General features: G+C 72.1%; 14 protein-coding genes. 8 read left to right on the top strand and 6 right to left on the bottom strand.

Annotated features, from left to right (window positions below; genetic code table 11):
- Positions 1-2 precede the first annotated feature (2 nt).
- The 5 genes from FR742_RS08960 to FR742_RS08940 all read left to right on the top strand — a co-directional run bounded on the left by FR742_RS08960 (position 3) and on the right by FR742_RS08940 (position 5,663).
- Positions 3-983, top strand: a complete 981-nt coding sequence (locus FR742_RS08960; RefSeq protein WP_148030519.1) for a zinc-binding dehydrogenase — start codon at positions 3-5, stop codon at positions 981-983.
- Positions 984-1,009: 26 nt separating this feature from the next.
- Complete coding sequence (locus FR742_RS08955; protein WP_148030518.1) at positions 1,010-2,056, top strand: alpha/beta hydrolase; 1,047 nt, start codon at positions 1,010-1,012, stop codon at positions 2,054-2,056.
- Between the two features lie 302 nt (positions 2,057-2,358).
- Positions 2,359-2,715, top strand: coding sequence for an aldo/keto reductase (locus FR742_RS45660; protein WP_261808427.1), 357 nt, complete (start codon positions 2,359-2,361; stop codon positions 2,713-2,715).
- Positions 2,716-2,735: 20 nt separating this feature from the next.
- On the top strand, positions 2,736-4,247 hold the full coding sequence (locus FR742_RS08945; RefSeq protein ID WP_261808426.1) for an aldehyde dehydrogenase family protein: 1,512 nt from the start codon (positions 2,736-2,738) through the stop codon (positions 4,245-4,247).
- Between the two features lie 108 nt (positions 4,248-4,355).
- Positions 4,356-5,663: a CehA/McbA family metallohydrolase gene (locus tag FR742_RS08940; protein ID WP_148030516.1), complete on the top strand. Its 1,308-nt coding sequence runs from the start codon at positions 4,356-4,358 to the stop codon at positions 5,661-5,663.
- A 56-nt stretch (positions 5,664-5,719) separates the two neighbouring features.
- Here the strand turns inward: FR742_RS08940 and glnII are convergent, their stop codons facing one another.
- The 3 genes from glnII to FR742_RS08925 all read right to left on the bottom strand — a co-directional run bounded on the left by glnII (position 5,720) and on the right by FR742_RS08925 (position 10,573).
- Complete coding sequence (glnII, locus tag FR742_RS08935; RefSeq protein WP_148030515.1) at positions 5,720-6,739, bottom strand: glutamine synthetase; 1,020 nt, start codon at positions 6,737-6,739, stop codon at positions 5,720-5,722.
- Between the two features lie 85 nt (positions 6,740-6,824).
- Positions 6,825-9,884, bottom strand: a complete 3,060-nt coding sequence (locus FR742_RS08930; protein WP_261808425.1) for an AAA family ATPase — start codon at positions 9,882-9,884, stop codon at positions 6,825-6,827.
- Positions 9,885-9,895: 11 nt separating this feature from the next.
- Positions 9,896-10,573, bottom strand: a complete 678-nt coding sequence (locus FR742_RS08925; RefSeq protein WP_148030514.1) for a hypothetical protein — start codon at positions 10,571-10,573, stop codon at positions 9,896-9,898.
- Positions 10,574-10,806: 233 nt separating this feature from the next.
- Here FR742_RS08925 and FR742_RS08920 point away from each other — a divergent pair, with 233 nt between their 5' ends.
- Positions 10,807-11,151 (top strand): carboxymuconolactone decarboxylase family protein, encoded by a 345-nt coding sequence (locus FR742_RS08920; RefSeq protein WP_148030513.1) that lies wholly within the window; start codon positions 10,807-10,809, stop codon positions 11,149-11,151.
- Here FR742_RS08920 and FR742_RS08915 read toward each other — a convergent pair.
- Positions 11,111-12,307 carry a sorbosone dehydrogenase family protein gene (locus tag FR742_RS08915; RefSeq protein ID WP_261808424.1) on the bottom strand — a complete coding sequence of 399 codons (1,197 nt, stop codon included), beginning with the start codon at positions 12,305-12,307 and terminating at the stop codon, positions 11,111-11,113. The two genes, FR742_RS08920 and FR742_RS08915, sit on opposite strands and share 41 nt — an antisense overlap.
- Positions 12,308-12,851: 544 nt before the next feature.
- Between FR742_RS08915 and FR742_RS08910 the strand changes: the two genes are divergently transcribed.
- Complete coding sequence (locus FR742_RS08910) at positions 12,852-13,604, top strand: SDR family oxidoreductase (protein ID WP_148030512.1); 753 nt, start codon at positions 12,852-12,854, stop codon at positions 13,602-13,604.
- Between the two features lie 114 nt (positions 13,605-13,718).
- On the opposite strand, the gene FR742_RS08905 is transcribed toward FR742_RS08910, so the two are convergent.
- Positions 13,719-14,939: an ABC transporter ATP-binding protein gene (locus FR742_RS08905; protein WP_148030511.1), complete on the bottom strand. Its 1,221-nt coding sequence runs from the start codon at positions 14,937-14,939 to the stop codon at positions 13,719-13,721.
- A gap of 170 nt (positions 14,940-15,109) precedes the next feature.
- Here FR742_RS08905 and FR742_RS08900 point away from each other — a divergent pair, with 170 nt between their 5' ends.
- On the top strand, positions 15,110-16,192 hold the full coding sequence (locus tag FR742_RS08900) for a LacI family DNA-binding transcriptional regulator (protein WP_148030510.1): 1,083 nt from the start codon (positions 15,110-15,112) through the stop codon (positions 16,190-16,192).
- On the opposite strand, the gene FR742_RS08895 is transcribed toward FR742_RS08900, so the two are convergent.
- Complete coding sequence (locus tag FR742_RS08895; protein WP_148030509.1) at positions 16,182-18,089, bottom strand: S41 family peptidase; 1,908 nt, start codon at positions 18,087-18,089, stop codon at positions 16,182-16,184. The genes FR742_RS08900 and FR742_RS08895 overlap by 11 nt on opposite strands.
- Between the last annotated feature and the right edge of the window lie 76 nt (positions 18,090-18,165).

The raw sequence follows: 18,165 nt of genomic DNA, 5'->3' as shown, positions 1-18,165 counted from the left end.
CGATGCGAGCGATCAGGCAGCACGCGTTCGGCGGCCCCGGGGAACTCCGGTTGGAGGAGGTGCCCGATCCCCATCCCGCCGACGGCGAGGTGCGGATCCGGGTCGAGTCGGCCGGTGTTCACCTCCTGGACACGGTGATCCGCCAAGGAGGAGGCGGGCCGCGGGTCGCGCCCCGCCTGCCCATGACCCCGGGCCGGGAGGTCGCCGGACTCGTCGACGAGATAGGCTCCGGCGCGGACGCGCACCTCATCGGCCGACGCGTCGTCGCCGACCTCGGCTTGGCCAGTGGCGGGTACGCCGAGCTCGCGCTGGCCCCGTCGGCGGCCCTCCACGTCCTGCCTGACGACGTCGACGCCGACTCCGCCGTGGCCATGATCGGCACCGGCCGGACGACCATGGCGATCCTCGAACTCGCGAGCCCGGTCGCCGGCGACGTCGTCCTGGTCACCGCAGCCGCCGGAGGAATCGGAACCCTGCTGCTCCAGGCAGCGTTGGCCGTCGGCGCGACGGTCGTCGGCGTCGCGGGCGGCCCCGACAAGGTGGCGCTCATCCGCGGGCTGGGCGCCGACTACGCCATCGACTACAACCGGCCCGGCTGGCCCGACGCTGTGCGCGAGGCGTTGGCGGGCAGGCCGGTGACGCTGGTCCTCGACGGAGTCGGGAGCCAGATCGGCCGGGACGCGCTGGAACTGCTCGAGGTGGCCGGACGCCTGGTGATGTTCGGTTCCGCTTCGGGATCCCTGACCGAGTTGTCGGCCCACGACCTGTTCGCCCGAGGGATCAGCGCCGCCTCCGCCGTCGGGGCCCGAGTCCTTCAGCGCCCAGGAGGCATCCGGGCGTTGGAGCTCAGCGCCATGGAAGCGCTGATCAGCAAGCGACTCATCCCCGTGATCGGCCGGCGGTTCGCCCTGGCGGACGCCGCCGCCGCGCACCTCGCTCTGCAATCGCGCGCCACCACCGGAAAGACGGTCCTGCGACCGTGACCCCTCTTCCCACGAAAGGGACCCTTGTGCTCCACCGCATCCTTCTCGCGGCCACCGCGGCCGGCCTGCTGGCTGGTCTGGTGACCGCTGCCCCTGCCGGCGCCGACACGTCCACGCCCACCGCGCGCTGCCGGGACGTCACCGTACCCGTGTCGATCGCCGCTGGGCAGCCACGGAGCCATCACATCTGGGGGCGACTGTGCACGCCTGCGGGCCGTGCCGCCTCAACGGTCCAGGTCCTGATCCATGGCCTGAACTACAGCCATGTCTACTGGGATTTCCCCTTCCGCGCCCACCGGTACTCCTACGTCAAGCGGGCGAACCAGACCGGTTACGCGACGTTCAACCTGGACCGCATCGGAGTCGGACGCAGTTCACACCCGGCGAGCAAGGATGTGACGTTGCAGTCCAACGCGCTGACCATCGCACAGGTGGTGGCGGCGCTGCGGACGGGCGAGGTGGGCCCTCGGGCGTTCGCCGATGTGGTGCTCGTCGGGCACTCTTTCGGCTCTGAAGTGGCGAAGTTCGCCGCGTCGCGCTTCCAGGCCGCGGACGCGCTGATCCTGACGGGCAACGCGCACCGTGTGTCGCCGAGCGGTGCGGAGCTTGCCGGACGGTACGGCCAGCCGGTGAGCGAGGTTCCACGGTTGGCCGCGCAGGTTCCTCCGGGTGACGACGGCTACGTGACGGTCAAGGACGAGCAGCGGCCCGCGGTCATGTACTACGTGCCGGGCGCCGACCCTCAGGTCATCGCGCGCGACAGCGCCAGGAAAGAAACGAATACGATGAGCGAGATCTTCTCGCTCGGCGATGCCGGCGCACCCGGCGTGACAGAGGCGATTCGCGTGCCGGTGCTGTTCGTCGTCGGCAACCGGGACCGGCTGGTCTGCGCCGCCGACGCCAACGACTGCACGTCACCGGCTGCTCTCGCGGCGGACGAACGGCCGCTCTACCCGGCCGCGCCCCGAGTGGATGCCGTGGTGCTGGACGACGTCGGCCACGCGATCAACCTGCACCGTCGCGCTCCTGCTGCCTACGCCAACGTACTGAACTGGCTCGACCGGAGTATTTGAACAACGGATCCCGGCAGCGACGGCGCAGGAAGCTCAAGGCGGCGGCGCAGTTCCAGGTTCTCCCCTTGAGCCACCTCCAATGCTCTGCTCTTCCTCAAGCTCGCGCGAGAGCACTCTCACGGCAGCCGAGGACGAGACACCGGGCTCGGCGAGCCTTGTCGGTCGGCTGCTGCTGTTCGCGCAACAGCCGATTGCCTCAGATGCCCGGGCAGGCTGTTCACTGCGTCGCGCCGTGGAGCTGGGCGTGAACCACATCGACACGGCGGGCTTCTACGGCCGAGCCGCTGCGCGGACCCAACGGTGTGCCGAGCGAGCAGGCGACGCCTGATCAGTTGCGCGGCCTGGTCGAGGCGGATCTGCGCTCTCTCGGCCTGGACCGGCTCGACCTGGCATATCTGCGGGTCGGCGGGATGGGCGAGTCGATCGCCGAACGGTTCGCGGTAGTGGCCGAGCTCCGCGCGGAAGGGCTGATCCGGCACCTGGGCGTCAGCGACGTTGACGCCGCGCAGTTCGCCGAAGCTCAGGCGATCGCGCCCGTCGCGGCGGCGCAGAACCGGCACACCGGTGACACCGCGCTTGGAAGGTTGTCCCTCGTGGGTTGGGGATTTTCCGGGGAGATGATTGTCTGTCCGGAGAAGCTACGAGGAGGGCACCGGTGACCCGTCAGATTGTTTCCGTCGTGGGTGGCAAAGATGCCGCCGGCTCGGACACGTACACGTCTGCCAATCCCGCGCGGCTCGACGAGGCGGTGGCCCGGGTGGGGCTGGCCGACGCCGGCACGTTCGCCGCCGCCTGCCGTACCGCCAAGGACGCCCAGCGGGAGTGGGCGAAGGTGCCGGCTCCGGTGCGCGGCCGGGTGATCGCGTCGATCGGCCGGCTGGTGGAGGCCAACGCGGAGAGCCTGGCAGCGCTGGTGACCGAGGAGATCGGCAAGCCGTACGCGGAGGCGCTCGGCGAGGTGCGGGAGATCGTCGACACGTGCGACTTCTTCCTGGGCGAGGGGCGCAGGCTGTACGGCCAGACGGTCCCGTCGGAGATGCCGGACAAGAATTTGTTCACCTTCCGCAACCCGGTCGGCGTGGCCACGGTGATCACGGCGGGCAACTTCCCGGTGGCGGTCCCGTCGTGGTACCTGGTGCCGGCCCTGCTGTGCGGCAACGCCGTGGTGTGGAAGCCGGCCGAGTACGCCGCCGCGTCGGCGCACGCGATGTACCGGCTGTTCGCGGCCGCCGGGCTGCCCGACGGCGTGCTGAACGTGGTCTTCGCCGACGGCGCGCAGACCTTCGAGGGCCTGGAGCGGGCGCTCACCGAGGGCACGGTCGACAAGATCGGGTTCACCGGTTCGAGCGAGGTCGGCAGGAAGATCGGCGAGCTGGCGGGGCGTCACCTGCAGTCGCCCTGCCTGGAGCTGGGCGGCAAGAACCCGATGGTGATCATGCCGGACGCCGACCTGGACCTGGCGGTGGAGGGCGCGCTGTTCGCCGGGTTCGGCACGGCCGGCCAGCGCTGCACGAGCCTGGGCACGGCCATCGTGCACGAGAGCGTCCACCAGGACTTCACCGACCGTTTCGTACGGGCGCTCAAGGCGGCCCGCGTCGGCGACCCGCGCGAGGACGTGCTGGCGGGCCCGCTGCTCGACCGGAAGTTCGCCGACCGGTACGAGGAGTACCTGACCTGGATCCAGCCCCACCACCGGGTCGTCTCGGGCCCGACGGGGCGGATCACCGAGGACAACCCGCGCGAGGGCTTCACCGGCGAGGGCGGCCTCTACTACCACCCGGTGGTGGTCGACGGGGTCCGGCCGGACGACCGGATCTTCCTGGAGGAGACGTTCGGCCCGATCGTCGGCGTCACCACGTTCTCGACCATGGCCGAGGCGGTCGAGCTGGCCAACCGGCCCGGATACGGCCTGTCCAGCTCGATCTACACGACGAACCCGAAGCACGCGTTCGCCTTCCGCGAGGGCGTCTCGGCGGGCATGGTCAGCATCAACAACTCCACGTCCGGGGCCGAGGCGCACCTGCCGTTCGGCGGCAACGGCAAGTCGGGCAACGGCAGCCGCCAGTCGGGGATGTGGGTGCTCGACCAGTTCACCCGCTGGCAGTCGATGAACTGGGATCACTCCGGCCGCCTGCAGAAGGCGCAGATGGACGTGGCGGAGATTACTCCCGATCACGGGTTCCGGCTCTAGTTCCTTAATACCGGGTGTAAAAGAAGCCACCCCGCCGAGAAGGGGGCCCTTCCCGGCGGGTGATGGCCGTGTCACGATGACGGCGCCTTCGATCACGGGGAGAAGCCGATGCGTGACTATCCGAGACCATTACCTGGTCAGCCGGTCCTCCGCCTGCGGGCCGGCGTCCCATGCCGCTGGAGCGTCCGCACCCTCGACGGGCGCGGCTGGTGCCCGCCCGGCACGCCCCCGGCGCGCGATCTCGACGGCCTGCCGTACTTCCACGGCGACGATCTCGTCCTGCCGGTGCCCCGCGAGCCGGTCCAGGTCCGGGCGGCGCGAGGCGTGGAGCACGGGTGCGCGGAGACCACGCTGCTTCCGGGCGAAGGAGAGACGCTGGTGGAGCTGGCGCCGCCCCGCCTGTACGACGCGGCGGCGCGCGGCTGGTACGGCGCCGATCTGCACGTGCCGCTGAACCGGCCGCCCCGGTGGGTGGCCTCCGCCCAGCACGGCGAGGACCTGCACGTCGTCAACGTGCCGCCCGGCGACGGCGACACGCTGGCGCGGTGGTCGGGCCGCGACCTGCCGTGGTCGGACGGCGCGCACCTGGCCCGGGTGGACCTGGTCCACCAGGTGCTGGGCCTGGACTCGTGGCCGCTGTCCACCGTCGCGCTGAGCGAGCTGCACCGCCGGGGCACGCTGGTGTGCTACGCGAACTCCTGCTGCGGGCCGGCGGAGACGGCCGACCAGCTGATGAGCGGCGGCGACCCGGGGTTCGACGCGCGGCTGGCCGTGGTGGACGCGGCGCTGGGGCTGGTCGACGGCTTCCCGTCGGTGATCGGCTCGCCCTGCGCGTACCGCCGGCTGATCGGCGCGGGCAACCGGGTCGCGGCGACGGGCGGCCGCACGCACCGGCTGGGCCCGATCGGGCGCGAACGCACGTACGCGCGCGTCGAGGGACGGCTGACCGCCGGCGCGTACGCGGAGGCGGTGCGGCGGGGCCGCACGTTCGTCACCACCGGCCCGTTCCTGGAGCTGGAGGTGGACGGCCGGGGCCCGGGCGACACGCTCGACCTAGCGCCGGGCGAGACGGTCCGGGTGTCGGCGCGGGTGCTCGGCGACGGGGCGGAGCGGGTGCGGCTGCTGACGGCCGACGGCGAGCTGGCGTCGGGGCCGCCCGGCGAGGTGGCCGCGCGCCTGTCCGTGGTGTGGCCGACGTACGTGGTCGCGGTCGTCGAGGGCCGCGGGCGGGTGCTCGCCCACACCAGCCCGGTCCACCTGGACGTGTGCCACCGGCGGGTGGCCAGGGAGGAGGACGTGACGTTCTGCCTGCGCTGGCTCGACCTGCTGGAGAAGCAGATCAGGGACCGGGTCGACGAGGACGGCCTGGAGGTGCTGGAGGAGGCGCGGCGCGTCTACCAGTCCCGGCTGCGCTGAAGAGGAGAACGCGGGCCTCAGGGGTGCCCGCGTTCTCTCCCCTCCTCGAACCCGGGTCAGACCTGGCCGGCCTTCTCCAGGGCGGTGCAGCAGGTGTCGACCAGGAGGCGGGCGACCACGTACGGGTCGACGTTGGCGTTCGGGCGGCGGTCCTCGATGTAGCCCTTCTTGTCGACCTCGACCTGCCACGGGATGCGGACGGACGCGCCGCGGTCGGAGACGCCGTAGGTGTACCTGTTCCACGGGGCGGTCTCGTGCGCGCCGGTCAGGCGGCTCTCGATGTCGGCGCCGTAGTGCCTGACGTGCTCCATCGGCTTGTCGCCGTCGCCGAGGGCCTCGCAGGCGGTGATGATCGCGTCGTAGCCCTCGCGCATGGCCTTGGTGGAGAAGTTCGTGTGCGCGCCGGCGCCGTTCCAGTCGCCGCGGGCGGGCTTGGCGTCGAGCGTGGCCTCCACGCCGAACTCCTCGGCGGTGCGGTAGAGCAGCCAGCGGGCGATCCACAGGTGGTCGCCGACCTCCAGCGGACCGGCGGGGCCGATCTGGAACTCCCACTGGCCGGGCATGACCTCGGCGTTGATGCCGGACACCTTCAGCCCGGCGGCGAGGCAGCGGTCGAGGTGGAGTTCGACGATCTCACGGCCGAACACGGCCTCGGCGCCGACGCCGCAGTAGTAGTGGCCCTGCGGCGCGGGGAAGCCGCCCTCGGGGAAGCCGAGCGGGCGGCTGCCCTTGAAGAACGTGTACTCCTGCTCGATGCCGAACCACGAGTCCTGCTCGGCGAACTGCTCGGCCACCGGGCGGAGCTGGGCGCGGGTGTTGCTCTTGTGCGGGTCGCCGCTGACCTCCTCGACCTCGCACAGAACGAGCACGTGGTCGCCGCCGCGGATCGGGTCGGGGCAGGTGAGCACGGGGCGGAGCACGAGGTCCGACTTGAAGCCCTTCGCCTGGTTGGTGCTGGAGCCGTCGAAGCCCCAGACCGGAGGCTCGGCCCCGTCGGCGAGGATCTTGGTCTTCGAGCGCAGCAGAGCGGTGGGCTCGGTGCCGTCGATCCAGATGTACTCAGCCTTGTAGCTCACAGCGGGTCCCTTTCCCATGTTCATCAGCCACGCCGAGTCTTATGGACCGCCGTTTCCCGGTTTTTGCCCTTATGTGAACGCCGTGTTAAGGCCGTCGCTTCTTGTCACCCGTCGTGAGGCGGTATTCCGGGCCGAGCTCGCGCCGTCCGTTCCCGTCGTAGCCGAGCAGCCGCATCGCGGTGTCCGGGTCCAGCGCCGCCGCCAGGAGCTGGGCGCGGGCGTGCGCCTCGTCCCGGTCCCGTTCCGCCTTGGCCTGGGCCACCCGGACGCCTTTGACGGCCACGGTGGTGAGCCCGACGCCGACGACCACCGCGACCACCACCACGAAGAGCGCGATCAGCAGCCACGGCGAGGCGATGCCCGGCGCGGGGCCGGGGGCGGCGGCCGCGCCGGTCTCCGTCCCTGACGCGGGGCCTGCGGTCAGCACGCCGGTCAGCGCGAGCGCGAGGATGATCGCCAGCCCGACGAGCATGAACAGGCTGGCCGCGACCACCCACAACCGTCCGGTACGACCCCGCGGCGGCGGCTGCTCGACCGTGTCGTCCACGATCAGCGGCACTGCCCTCGGCGGTGGCGACGGCTGCTCCGACCCCCACGGCACGATCTCGGGCCGCCCTTCATCACTCTCACCCGCGGCGAGGGAAAGGGGCGCCGGACCCCTCACCACAGGAGACGCGCCGGACCAGCCAGCGTCCGGAGGCGACGCACCGACCCCGGCGTGCGCCGCGGGCCAGGCGGGATCCGACCCGGGGGTGTCGCCGCCGGAGGCGCCGGGCCAGGCGGGGGCCGTCCCAGGGGCTCCCGGCCAGGCGGGGGCCGTGCCGGGGGCTCCCGGCCAGGCGGGGGCCGTGCCGGGGGCGCCGATCCAGTCGGGATCCGTGCCGGGGACCGCGAAGGCGAGGGGGTTCGCCGTTTCCGGGGCCGGCGCCGTGGAGCCGTCGCCTGGTGGGACGGGGGTGACGGTCTCCGCCGCGCCGGGCAGGTCGCGCGCCACCGGGCGGTGTTCGCGGTGCGCCAGGGCGGCCTCCGCGTGGTACTCCTCCAGGTCCCGGTAGAACTCGTCGGAGGCGTACATCGTGCCGTCGACGACCGGCCCCCGCCGCCGCCGGAGGATCGCCACCACGTCGTCGCCGTCCAGCGTCCGGTGCGTCTCCAGGGCGTGCGCGAGGCACAGCACGTCGCGGCGGTGCTCCGCGAGCAGGTCCCCGGTCTTGGCCAGCAGCCGCGCCAGGTTGTCCTCGATCCGCTCCCCCAGCACGCCGGTTCGCCCGCCGCTGATCCCCAGCTCCCGGAGGGCGGGCAGCGAGGTGACGCCCGAGCCCATCCCCCAGGACGACTCCATGAGCGCGCTCAGGCAGGTCGCCGCGTGCAGGTCGCCGCGGACGCCCGACGAGCTGTCCTCGCCGAAGAACATCCGCTCCCCCGCCAGGGAGGCGAGCGAGACCATGATGTCCGCCTCGTACTCCGACTTCCAGCGGGTGGACCCGTTCGACGGGCCGAGGTCGCCGGCGCCCTTCTCGATGGTGGCGAGGCCGATCTCCTGGTGGGAGCGCGTCACGTACGCGACCACCGCGTGACAGGCCTCGTGCACGGCCACAGCGTGGCGCTCGCGTTCGACGTGCTCGTCCGGGCCGAGCCGCTGCCGCCTGGCGCGCAGCACGTCCGGCCAGGTGATGGTCTCCCGCCCGTCGCGCACGGCGCTGATCAGCGACTCGTTGACCAGGTCCTTGATGGTGGCGCCGGTCGCGTACGGGGTGATGGCGGCGAGCCTGCCGATCTGTTCCGCGGTCAGCTCGTGCGCCACCTCGGCGAAGTAGCCCTGGTAGGTGCGGAGCCGCCCGGCCCTGGACGGGTGGCCGACCCGGTGGACGCGGTCGACGCGCCCGGGCCTCAGCAGCGCCCGGTCCAGCGCGTCCGGCCGCTCGGTGGCCATGATGACGAGGACGCGGTACGGGGGCGGCGGCTTGGGCCGCATCCCGAGCAGCCGCCTGACCGTCCGGTTGAAGAGCCCGCGCGGCTCCTTCAGCCCGGACAGCTCGGTGAGCAATGCCCGCTGCGTGCGGGCGTCGCCGCCGCCTCCGCCGAAGGGCTCGCCGGGGAAGGCGAGCACCGAGCGGCTCTCCTCCGACAGGTAGTCCGGTCCGTGGCAGCCGGAGAGGCCGCCGCCCTCGGCGGGCGGTCCCGGCCGGCCGCGCCCGCCCAGCGCGTCGGCGTCGTCGAAGAGGACGACCACGCCTCCGTAGCGGAGCGCGAGCCTGCGCAGCTTCCTGAAGAGCGTCCTGACCTTCAGGGCGCCGACGCCCGCGAACGCGCCGGTGAACGCGCCCGAGTCCACGACCACGTACGGCTTGCCGGCCTCTCCCGCGACGGCCTCGGCGATCAGCGTCTTGCCGGTGCCCGGCGGCCCCCACAGCAGCAGACCGCCCGGCACGTAGCCGCCGCGCCGCTCGATCTCCCCGGGTCTCTCCAGGAGGACGAGGCTCTGCCTGATCCGCTCGACCACGTGGTCCTGCCCCCACACGTCGGCGAAGCGGGTCGTGACCTCGCCGGGGAAGTACGTCTCGACGCCGCCCCGGGACAGGAACCAGAGCAGACCGGCGGACACGACGATGATCACAACGAGCGGAACGGCGATCTGGAACACGAGCGGCAGCGCCCGGGACAGCAGCGCCGGAGCCTCGAACAGCGCGACCGCCGGGCCGGTGCCGAGCACCGCCGCGAGCACCAGGGCCAGCAGCGCCACCCAGACAGCGATCTTCGCCAGGCGGGCCAGGCGGAACCTGGTCCAGTCGTCGAGACGCCGGTGCGACCAGCGCTCCCACCCGCCGAAGACCCGCCGGCGCCAGAACCGCCGGTAGCCCGGCAGGCGCTCGGCGGCCAGGAGGTGGAGCTGCCGTGCCGCCTCCGCACCGAGCAGCCAGAAGATCCACTGATGGTCCCTGGCCACCACCCGGACCGCGTCGGCGAACGGCACGATGCCCGGGTGATCCGCCATCACCTTCAGGGCGAGCACCAGATAGACGGCCGTCAGGCCGGCCAGGACCCTGCTCCGGTCCCAGAGCCGCCGCCTCTCAGCCGTGGCGGCGTCCTGGTCGGCGGGCCCGCTCCCGGGGGCGCGCAGCCCTGCGTGGGGCGTGGTCTTCACGGGGTGCTCCCTCATCCGGGCAGCCTGAGCAGGTTGAAGGAACCCGCGATCTGGTCGAACTCGGCGGCGCGCCGGGTGAAGCAGGTCGCCTCGCACGCGAGGAACATCACCGACAGGCTCGTTCCCTTGCCGTCGAGGATGACCGTCTGGTCGAATGTCTGGATCTCGCCGCCGATCCGGTAGTTGTAGCGGACCCGGACTCCCCTGGCCCCGTCGCCGAGGGTGAGCTCCCTGTCCATGAGCGGCTCGAAGTGGCTGAACGCCGGCGCCCGCCCCGCCCGCAGCACGGACATCAGGTACGCCGTGCGGGTCTGCTCGGTCACCGGCAGGAGGAAGTCGCGCATCCGGTTGAGCGAGATCTCGTTGCGCTGCCCGTCGGTCAGCTTGCGCACGGTCACGTACACGAACGGGTCCCGCGAGCCGAACAGGTGCTCCACGGCGGGCCGGGCCGCCTGGTCGTAGGCCGCCGACCAGACCTGTTGCCTGCGCAACCGCGCCGCCGCCGAGCTCGGGTGGTCGTCCGACAACAGCCGTTCGAGCGGGGACGCGTCGAGCCGGGAGAAGGAGGACGGCACCTTGAAGTAGGTGGTGCCGTCCCGGTCGCGCACGTAGTGGAACTCGGGTTGCCCGCAAGCGGACATGGTCGCCGCCGCGGCGATGAGCGCGATCCACGCCCGCGTCGTCTTCACCAGGGATTACCTCCGCATGACGAGGCACCGCAGTTGTTGTGCCCGTTTTCTCCCGACTGAGCCGTGCGCGGCATGAGAAATCTTGACCAAAACTTGGCCGTGCGTTGGTCTCACTTGTTACAGATCAACAGGTCTTCCTGTCGTCCAGGTCTGACTTCCGGCCGGGCCTCTTGGTCATCGCGCGGTGGGTGGCCGAAGATGAAGCCACCCCCCTCACGCGACCGGAGCGCACGATGACAGAACCGGCCGGACCGGCCACGGAGATCGTCGACTCGTACGGGATGACGGCGGAGCGCGCCTTCGCCGACCTCTGGTCGCGGGAGACGCTCACCCTCAGAGAACGCCGCCTGCTCCTGCTCGGCCTGCTCGTCGGGCAGGGCATCGACGACCAGGTGGAGCTGCAGCTCGACGCGGCGCTGCGCACGGGCGACCTGGACGAGGCCGAGCTGCGGGAGCTCGTCGTCTTCCTCACCCACTACGCGGGCTGGACGCGGGGGACCCGGCTCGGCAAGCAGGTCGAGGACCTGATCGAGTTGGTCAGGCGGGATCGATCCGGTAGACGGGGCCGGCCAGGCTGAGCGCGTACAGCTCGCCGTCGTGGTCCTCGCCGAACGAGGACAGCTGCTCCACCTCGCCCACGCGCCGGTCGCGTGCCGGCTCGTCGACGGGCGCCGCCCTGATCCACCCCGCGCAGAAGTCGCCGTAGAGGAACTGGCCGCGCAGCCACGGGATCTTCGCGCCGTGGTAGACGAATCCGGCGATCACCGAGCAGTTGCCGCCCTCGTTCAGCGGGTAGACGATCACCGGGTCGGTCAGCTTCCCGGCCGGGCCCTGGCGGAAGCGTTCCCTGCCCTCACGCAGGTTCCAGCCGTAGTTCTCGCCGCCTTCGGAGCCGGCCGGCTGGTAGTCGACCTCCTCCCACGCGTTCTGGCCGACGTCGCCGATCCACAGGTCGCCGTTGGCCCGGTCGAAGCCGAACCGCCACGGGTTGCGCAGCCCGTAGGCCCAGATCTCGGTCCGCGCGCCCTCCTTGCCGACGAACGGGTTGTCCTCCGGCACCGCGTAGGGTTTCCCGCCGCGCGGGTCGATGCGCAGGATCTTGCCCAGCAGCGTGCCCAGGTCCTGGCCGTTGCCCTCCGGGTCACCGCCGCCGCCGCCGTCGCCGAGCGCGATGTAGAGGTAGCCGTCGGGGCCGAAGGCGAGCTGGCCGCCGTTGTGGTTGGCGAACGGCTGTTCCTGCGTCAGCACGTCACGCCTGCGGGTGGCGCGGGCGCCGTCGTAGGCCCATTCGGTGACGTGGGTGGTGCCGGCCTTGTCGGTCCAGTCGAGGTAGAGCCAGCGGCCGGACGGGTGGAAGGCGACGCCGAGCAGGCCCTGCTCGTTGCCGCCGCTCACCTCTCCGGACAGGTCTACGATGGTGTCGCCGTCGGTGGTGCGCAACCTGCCGCCCTGCTCGGCCACGTACAGCCGCCGATCCCCGCTCCGGACGGCGAACGCCACCGGCCGCTCCAACTCGGCGATCCGCGTGAACCGCAGCCCGCCCTGCGCGGGCATACTCGCCGCGGGCGAACCGGACGGACTCGCCGCCTCCGCGTCGGCCGGAACGGACGCGGACGGACTCACCGCCTCAGTGCCGGCCGGAACGGACGCGGACGGCGGGACGGGGGCCCCTTCCGGCGGCGCGGCGGAGCAGCCGGTCAGGACGACGGCGAGCACGGCCACAGCGAGGCGCACGCCGCCCATCCTCGCACGCCCCAACCGCCCTCACCACCGCCCAACGCCACCACCCCGCCCCAACCCGCTCTTCGCCACCGCCACGCCGTCCCAGCCTGTAGTTCACCGCCACGCCGTCCCAGCCTGTAGTTCGCCACCACCCGCCCCCGCCCGCAGTTCGCCACCACCTGCGTTACCCCGCTCTTCCCCACCACGCCGTCCCAACCGCGCTCTTCGCCACCGCCGCGCCGTCCCCGCGCGCTCTTCGCGACCCGGCGCCACTACCCACGTGGTGCGGAGGGTACGTGACCTCCCGCTTCTCCATCGCGAGCAGCCCGAACCCGGTCAGGCTCCGCGACCCGGACTTGCACCCCCTCCCCACTCCGTTTTCCGGAGCTACGGCGGGCTGAGCGGGCCGTAAGGCACGCATGACGGCGCCCAGCCCGAGGGGGTTCCCGAAAAAGGTTGTCGATGTTGATTCTCCGGTCGCCGCCGGTCCGCCGCGAACGAACCGGAACGATCGGCTCCAGCGATCGCGCGCCCCCGCCGCGTTAGGGTTCTTGGCATGCCTACCGCATTGATCACCGGCGCCACGGCCGGCATCGGCGCCGCCTTCGCCCGCCGGCTGGCAGCCGACGGTTTCACCCTGGTCCTGGTGGCGCGCGACGAGCGGCGGCTCGGCGAGGCCGCCGCTCAGCTGAAGCTGAGGTACGGGGTCGCGGTCGAGGTCCTGCCCGCCGACCTGGCGACCGACGACGGCCTGGCCCTGGTGGAGGCGCGCTGCCGTGCCGGGGTCGATCTGCTGGTCAACAACGCCGGGTTCGCGCAGCGGCACGACTTCCTCGACACGCCGGTGGAGGACGAGTTGCGGATGCTCAAGGTCCACTGCGAGGCGGTGCTGCGGCTGACCCTGGCGGCGCTGCCGGGGATGCGCAAGCGCGGCAAGGGCGCGGTGGTCAACGTCGGTTCGGTGGCGGGCTTCTTCACCCGCGGCACCTACAGCGCGTCCAAGGCCTGGGTGGCCAACTTCAGTGAGTCCGCCGCGGCCGAGATCAGCGAGCCCGGCGTCAAGGTCATGGCGCTCTGCCCGGGTTTCGTGCGGACGGAGTTCCACCAGCGCGCCTCGATCGACATGTCCGGCATGCCGGGGTTCATGTGGCTGGACGCCGACAAGCTCGTCGCCGAGGCGCTGCGCGATCTGGCGCTGGGCAAGTGGGTCTCGGTGCCGAGCCTGCGCTACAAGGCGGTCGTCGCGGTCGGCAGGTTCGTGCCGCGCCGCCTGGTCGCGGAGGTCTCCGCCCGCATCGGCCGCCGCTGACGGACGTCCCGGGAAACGGGTCGGGCCCTCTTCGCGGGAGGGGGTCGCGATGAGGGCCCGGACGGCCGCGGGCGGGCCCGCGGCCGGGAATCGGTAGCCGGAGTACGGCTGCGGTCAGCGGCCGACGTTGGCCGGGTGGCCGACGGCCAGGCCGGAGGCCGGGTCGAAGAAGTGCAGGTTGTGCGTGTCGACGACCAGGTCGATGGTCTGGCCGTGGCGCACGTGGCTGCGGGCGTTGACCCGGGCGGTCCACAGCGACTTGTCGCCGGCCAGCGGCAGCGTGGCCTCCTCGTCGTCGCCGGTGTCGGCCGCGGCCACGGTGTCCTTGTGCTCCACCGGCGGGGCGTCGATCAGGAACAGCACGTTGATCTCGGAGCCGAGCTCCTCGGTGACCTCCGCCTTGGCGGACAGCGTCGCCCAGCCGTTGTCGGCGTGGGCGCCGGCGGAGGCGGCGTCCTCGAAGTCGGACGGGCGGATGCCGAGGATGAGCTTCTTGCCGATGTACTGGTCGAGGCCGGGCTTCTCGGTGAACGTGGACTCGGGGATCGGCAGCTTGTAGCCGGCGAAGGCCACGGCGGCGCCGCCGTCGCGGACCAGCTCGGCGTTGACGAAGTTCATCGACGGCGAGCCCATGAATCCGGCGACGAACAGGTTGACCGGCTTGTCGAAGAGGTTCTGCGGGGTGTCGACCTGCTGGAGCAGACCGTCGCGGAGCACGCAGACGCGGTCGCCGAGGGTCATGGCCTCGACCTGGTCGTGGGTGACGTAGACGGTGGTGACGCCGAGGCGCTCGTGCATCTGGTTGAGCGAGGCGCGCATGGAGACGCGGAGCTTGGCGTCGAGGTTGGACAGCGGCTCGTCCATGAGGAAGGCCTGCGGCTCGCGGACGATGGCGCGGCCCATGGCGACACGCTGGCGCTGACCACCGGACAGGGCGGCCGGCTTGCGCTTGAGGTAGGTCTCGAGGCCGAGCATCTTGGCCGCGTCCTGGACCCGCTGCTGGATCTCGGCCTTGGGCATCTTGCGCAGCTTGAGGCCGAAGGCGAGGTTCTCCTCGACCGTCATGTGCGGGTAGAGCGCGTAGTTCTGGAAGACCATCGCGATGTCGCGGTCCTTCGGCGGCAGGTGGTTGACCACCTTGTCGCCGATGGCGATCTCGCCGCCGCTGATGTCCTCGAGGCCGGCGATCATCCGGAGGGCGGTCGACTTGCCGCAACCGGAGGGGCCGACCAGCACCATGAACTCGCCATCCTTGATCTCAAGGTTGAGCCCGTTCACAGCCTTGACGCCACCGGCGTAGATCTTGTCGACGTTGGTCAAAACGATGGATGCCATGACAGTCCTTCGCGCAGGGCGATGGCCCCGATAGTCGATGATGCGTATGTGGATACGTTTTCAAGCATCTCATCGTGAAATGGATATCCCTGTCAAGAGTTCCCCTATGAACAGCCATCGCGGGACCGGCGGTCTTCCGGAAATCGGGAAAGCATGATGGAATCGTTTCCATGGATAAGCGGGCGACGATCAAGGACGTGGCCGAGGCCGCGGGGGTGGGCATCGCCACCGTGTCCCGGGTGCTGTCAGGCGGCTCGGCCAGTCCCCAGACCAGGGAGCGGGTGCTGGCGGTCGCGGCCCAGCTCGACTACCGCCCCAGCGCCGTCGGCCGCAACCTGCGCCAGCGCCGCACGGGCGGGCTCGGGCTGCTGGTCCCCGACCTGACCGACACGTTCTTCGGCCAGCTCGCCGAGGGGGCGCTCGCGTACGCGCGCTCGGCCGGCGAGCCGGTCGTGCTGGGCTCCACCGGCGACGACCCGGAGCAGGAGTCGGAGATGATCGGCATGCTGCTGGAGCAGAGCGTGGACCGGGTGGTCGCGGTGCCGTCCGGCGACGCCGAGACCTGGCAGCCGGCCCTCAGGGCGGGCATGACGGTGGTCTTCGCCGACCGCCTGCCGGTCGAGGGCGCCGATCCGGCCGGCGAGGGCCCCGACCGCGACCTCATGCTCCTCGACGGCCTGCCGCCGGCCCGGCCGTCGCGCCCGCTGGACGTGCCCGCGGTCCTCGCCGACGACCGGTCGGGCATCCGTACGGCGGTGCGCTACCTGAGAGGGCTCGGCCACCGGCGCATCGCCTATCTCGGCGGCCCCGGGCACGACCGGCGGGCGGAGGCGTTCCGCGAGGCGGTGGGGGCGCCGGCGGACGAGGAGCTGATCGTGTTCGCCACCGGGAGCCGCGACTCCGCCTACGCGGCCGCCTCCGGCCTGTTCCAGAGCCGTCCGGACCTGTCGGCGGTGGTGGCCGGGGGCAACGTGCTCGGCGAGGCCGCCGTCCTCGCCGCCCGCGAGCTCGATCTGCGGGTGCCGAGGGACGTGTCGCTCGTGATGTACGACGACGTCCCCTGGGCGGAGCTCTGCTCGCCTCCCTTGACGGTGATCGCCCAGCCGGGGCGCGACATCGGCTACCGGGCGGCCGAGCTCGTCCTGCGCACGGGCGCCCGCCGCCCGCGCACGGTGGTGCTGCCCACGGAGCTGATCGTCAGGGGCAGCTGCGGCCCGTACCCCGGCCGGCCCGGCGCCGGGGTCAGGGCCTGAGGGTGCGGGCGGCGACGAGCCGCCCGGACTGGAAGCCCTCCACGCGGACGACCTGCGCGGCGGCGAGGCCGGGGACGGTCACGGTGACCGTCTCCTGGGTCAGGTCGACGGTGAGCCGCGGCCTGCCGTCCAGGTAGACGTCCGCCCGGTCCAGGAGGCCGGTCCGCAGGGTCAGCTCGTCCGCCGCCCCCGCGACGCGCACGTCGAGGCGGCGGGCGGGAAGGGCCGCGAGGAGCTCGCCCGCGCGGTCGAGCAGGTCCTGGTTGCCGGCCAGGATGTCCCGGCGGGTCAGGCGGTGGCGGTGGCCTGGCCGTACGCCGAGGTCCTCGACGGGCGTGCCGGCCAGTTCGTGGACGCGCAGCGTGCGGCGGACCGACACGCGCATGCCCGCTCCGCCGGGCAGCGGCCGGTACGGCGAGCCGGGCGCCGGGCTGGGCAGTTCGAGCAGGAGCTTGAGCAGCTCGTGCGTCCAGACGTTGGCGCCGCCCGCGCCGGTGTTGTCGTCCACGCCGAGGACGGGGCCGATCCCGTGGTCCTGGAAGCCGGCGGCGAAGATGTCCGTCGCCGAGTAGCAGCGGGCGTCGGTGATCAGCACGACCGGGCCGTGATAGCACTGGCCGATGGCGTTGGCCCCGGCCTCGGGGGTGATGGCGAAGCCGGCCGAGTGCACGGCGCCGATCTCCAGGGCCTGGTTCATGGACGGGCACCACGGCCCGAGGTCGATCTGCCCGGTCGGGTTCTCCTCGTGCTGCGCGCAGATCCGCACGTTCAGCGGCGTGGTGACGAACTGGGTCGGCTCGGGCGTGATCCGGTGCGGCGTCAGCGTCTGCAGCAGGAACTCGGCGGCGTGGATGTGCCCGCCGCCGTTGCCCCGCACGTCGACCACGAGCCCGTTCCGCGGCAGCAGGCCGGCGAGCCGGACGAACTCGCCGACGAACGCGCCGGGGTCGTTGGTGTTGAAGGTGAACACGCGGATGTGGCCGAAGGTCCCCGACGGCGTGTCCACGGCCCGCGCCTTGAAGAACGCCGGCATGGACGTCGGGAGGTCCGCTCCCGGGGCGTCGGTCCCGGTGGCGTCGACGATCTCCGCCGTGAGCGTCCGGGGGACGTACAGCATCCTGAGCGCGCGGGAGATCGCGTCCGTGCCCAGGTCCAGCCCTTGCGACACGGCGGCCTCGGTGAGCGCCCCGGCGTCGACGAACGGCGGCGGGTTGTCCGTCACCCGCCACGGCTCCCGCAGCTCGCGGGCTATCCCGTCCCGGCCCAGGTAGCCGAGCGTCACCCAGGACTCGCCGGGCGGCAGGTGGATCACCAGCGGCCGGATGGTCAGCGACTGCAGCCCGCGCGAGTGCCGCGCCGCGGGGTTGCCGCCCGCGTACCGTGCGGCGTTCGCGTCCACCGCGGCGCCGATCGGGGTCCCGTTCCAGTGGGTGACCTCGGCGCCCGGCTCCAGCCCCGGCGCGGAGAACCCCTCCACGAGCCTGGTCACCAGGTAGCGGGGTCTGCCGTCCTCGTGGCACTCCTCGATCAGGAACGGGAGGTAGGCGACCTTGCTCGCGTACGGCTGCGGGAGCAGGTAGTTCGTGTGCAGGTCGCGTACCGAGTGGAAGATCTCCGACAGCTCCGCGTGGAAGCGCGGCTCGGGGTCGGCGGTCGCGGCGGTCTGGCGGCTGAGCCTCAGGGCCAGCAGCCGGAGCCGCTGCACCGGGTTGACCGCGTACATCGCGATCTTCAGCGGGAGGTGCGCGTAGTTCTGCTCGATCAGCACCAGCGCCTGCTCCACGAGCGTGCGCCGGTCGGCGAGCGTGAGCGTGCCCGCCGTGTCCAGGAAGTCCCGCAGGTCCACGGCGTCGGCCAGCCGCTTGGCCTGCCCGGTCGCGCCCTCGCTGATCCCCATGCCGCCTCCCGGTCCGCGCGCCTGCCCGACAGGGGACAAGCTCTCAGAGCACGGCGGCGGCCGCGTCAGGAGGCGC

Source organism: Nonomuraea sp. C10 (assembly GCF_008017515.1).
Classification (GTDB): domain Bacteria; phylum Actinomycetota; class Actinomycetes; order Streptosporangiales; family Streptosporangiaceae; genus Nonomuraea; species Nonomuraea ferruginea.
This window is presented reverse-complemented; position numbering and strand designations above follow the sequence as displayed.

Bases quoted from the DNA above. Each gene is read 5' to 3' on its own strand.
- FR742_RS08960 (WP_148030519.1), top strand. From the start codon at position 3: ATGCGAGCGATCAGGCAGCACGCGTTCGGCGGCCCCGGGGAACTCCGG.
- FR742_RS08940 (WP_148030516.1), top strand. From the start codon at position 4,356: ATGCGTGACTATCCGAGACCATTACCTGGTCAGCCGGTCCTCCGCCTG.
- FR742_RS08920 (WP_148030513.1), top strand. From the start codon at position 10,807: ATGACAGAACCGGCCGGACCGGCCACGGAGATCGTCGACTCGTACGGG.
- FR742_RS08910 (WP_148030512.1), top strand. From the start codon at position 12,852: ATGCCTACCGCATTGATCACCGGCGCCACGGCCGGCATCGGCGCCGCC.
- FR742_RS08905 (WP_148030511.1), bottom strand. From the start codon at position 14,939: ATGGCATCCATCGTTTTGACCAACGTCGACAAGATCTACGCCGGTGGC.
- FR742_RS08900 (WP_148030510.1), top strand. From the start codon at position 15,110: ATGGATAAGCGGGCGACGATCAAGGACGTGGCCGAGGCCGCGGGGGTG.
- FR742_RS08895 (WP_148030509.1), bottom strand. From the start codon at position 18,089: ATGGGGATCAGCGAGGGCGCGACCGGGCAGGCCAAGCGGCTGGCCGAC.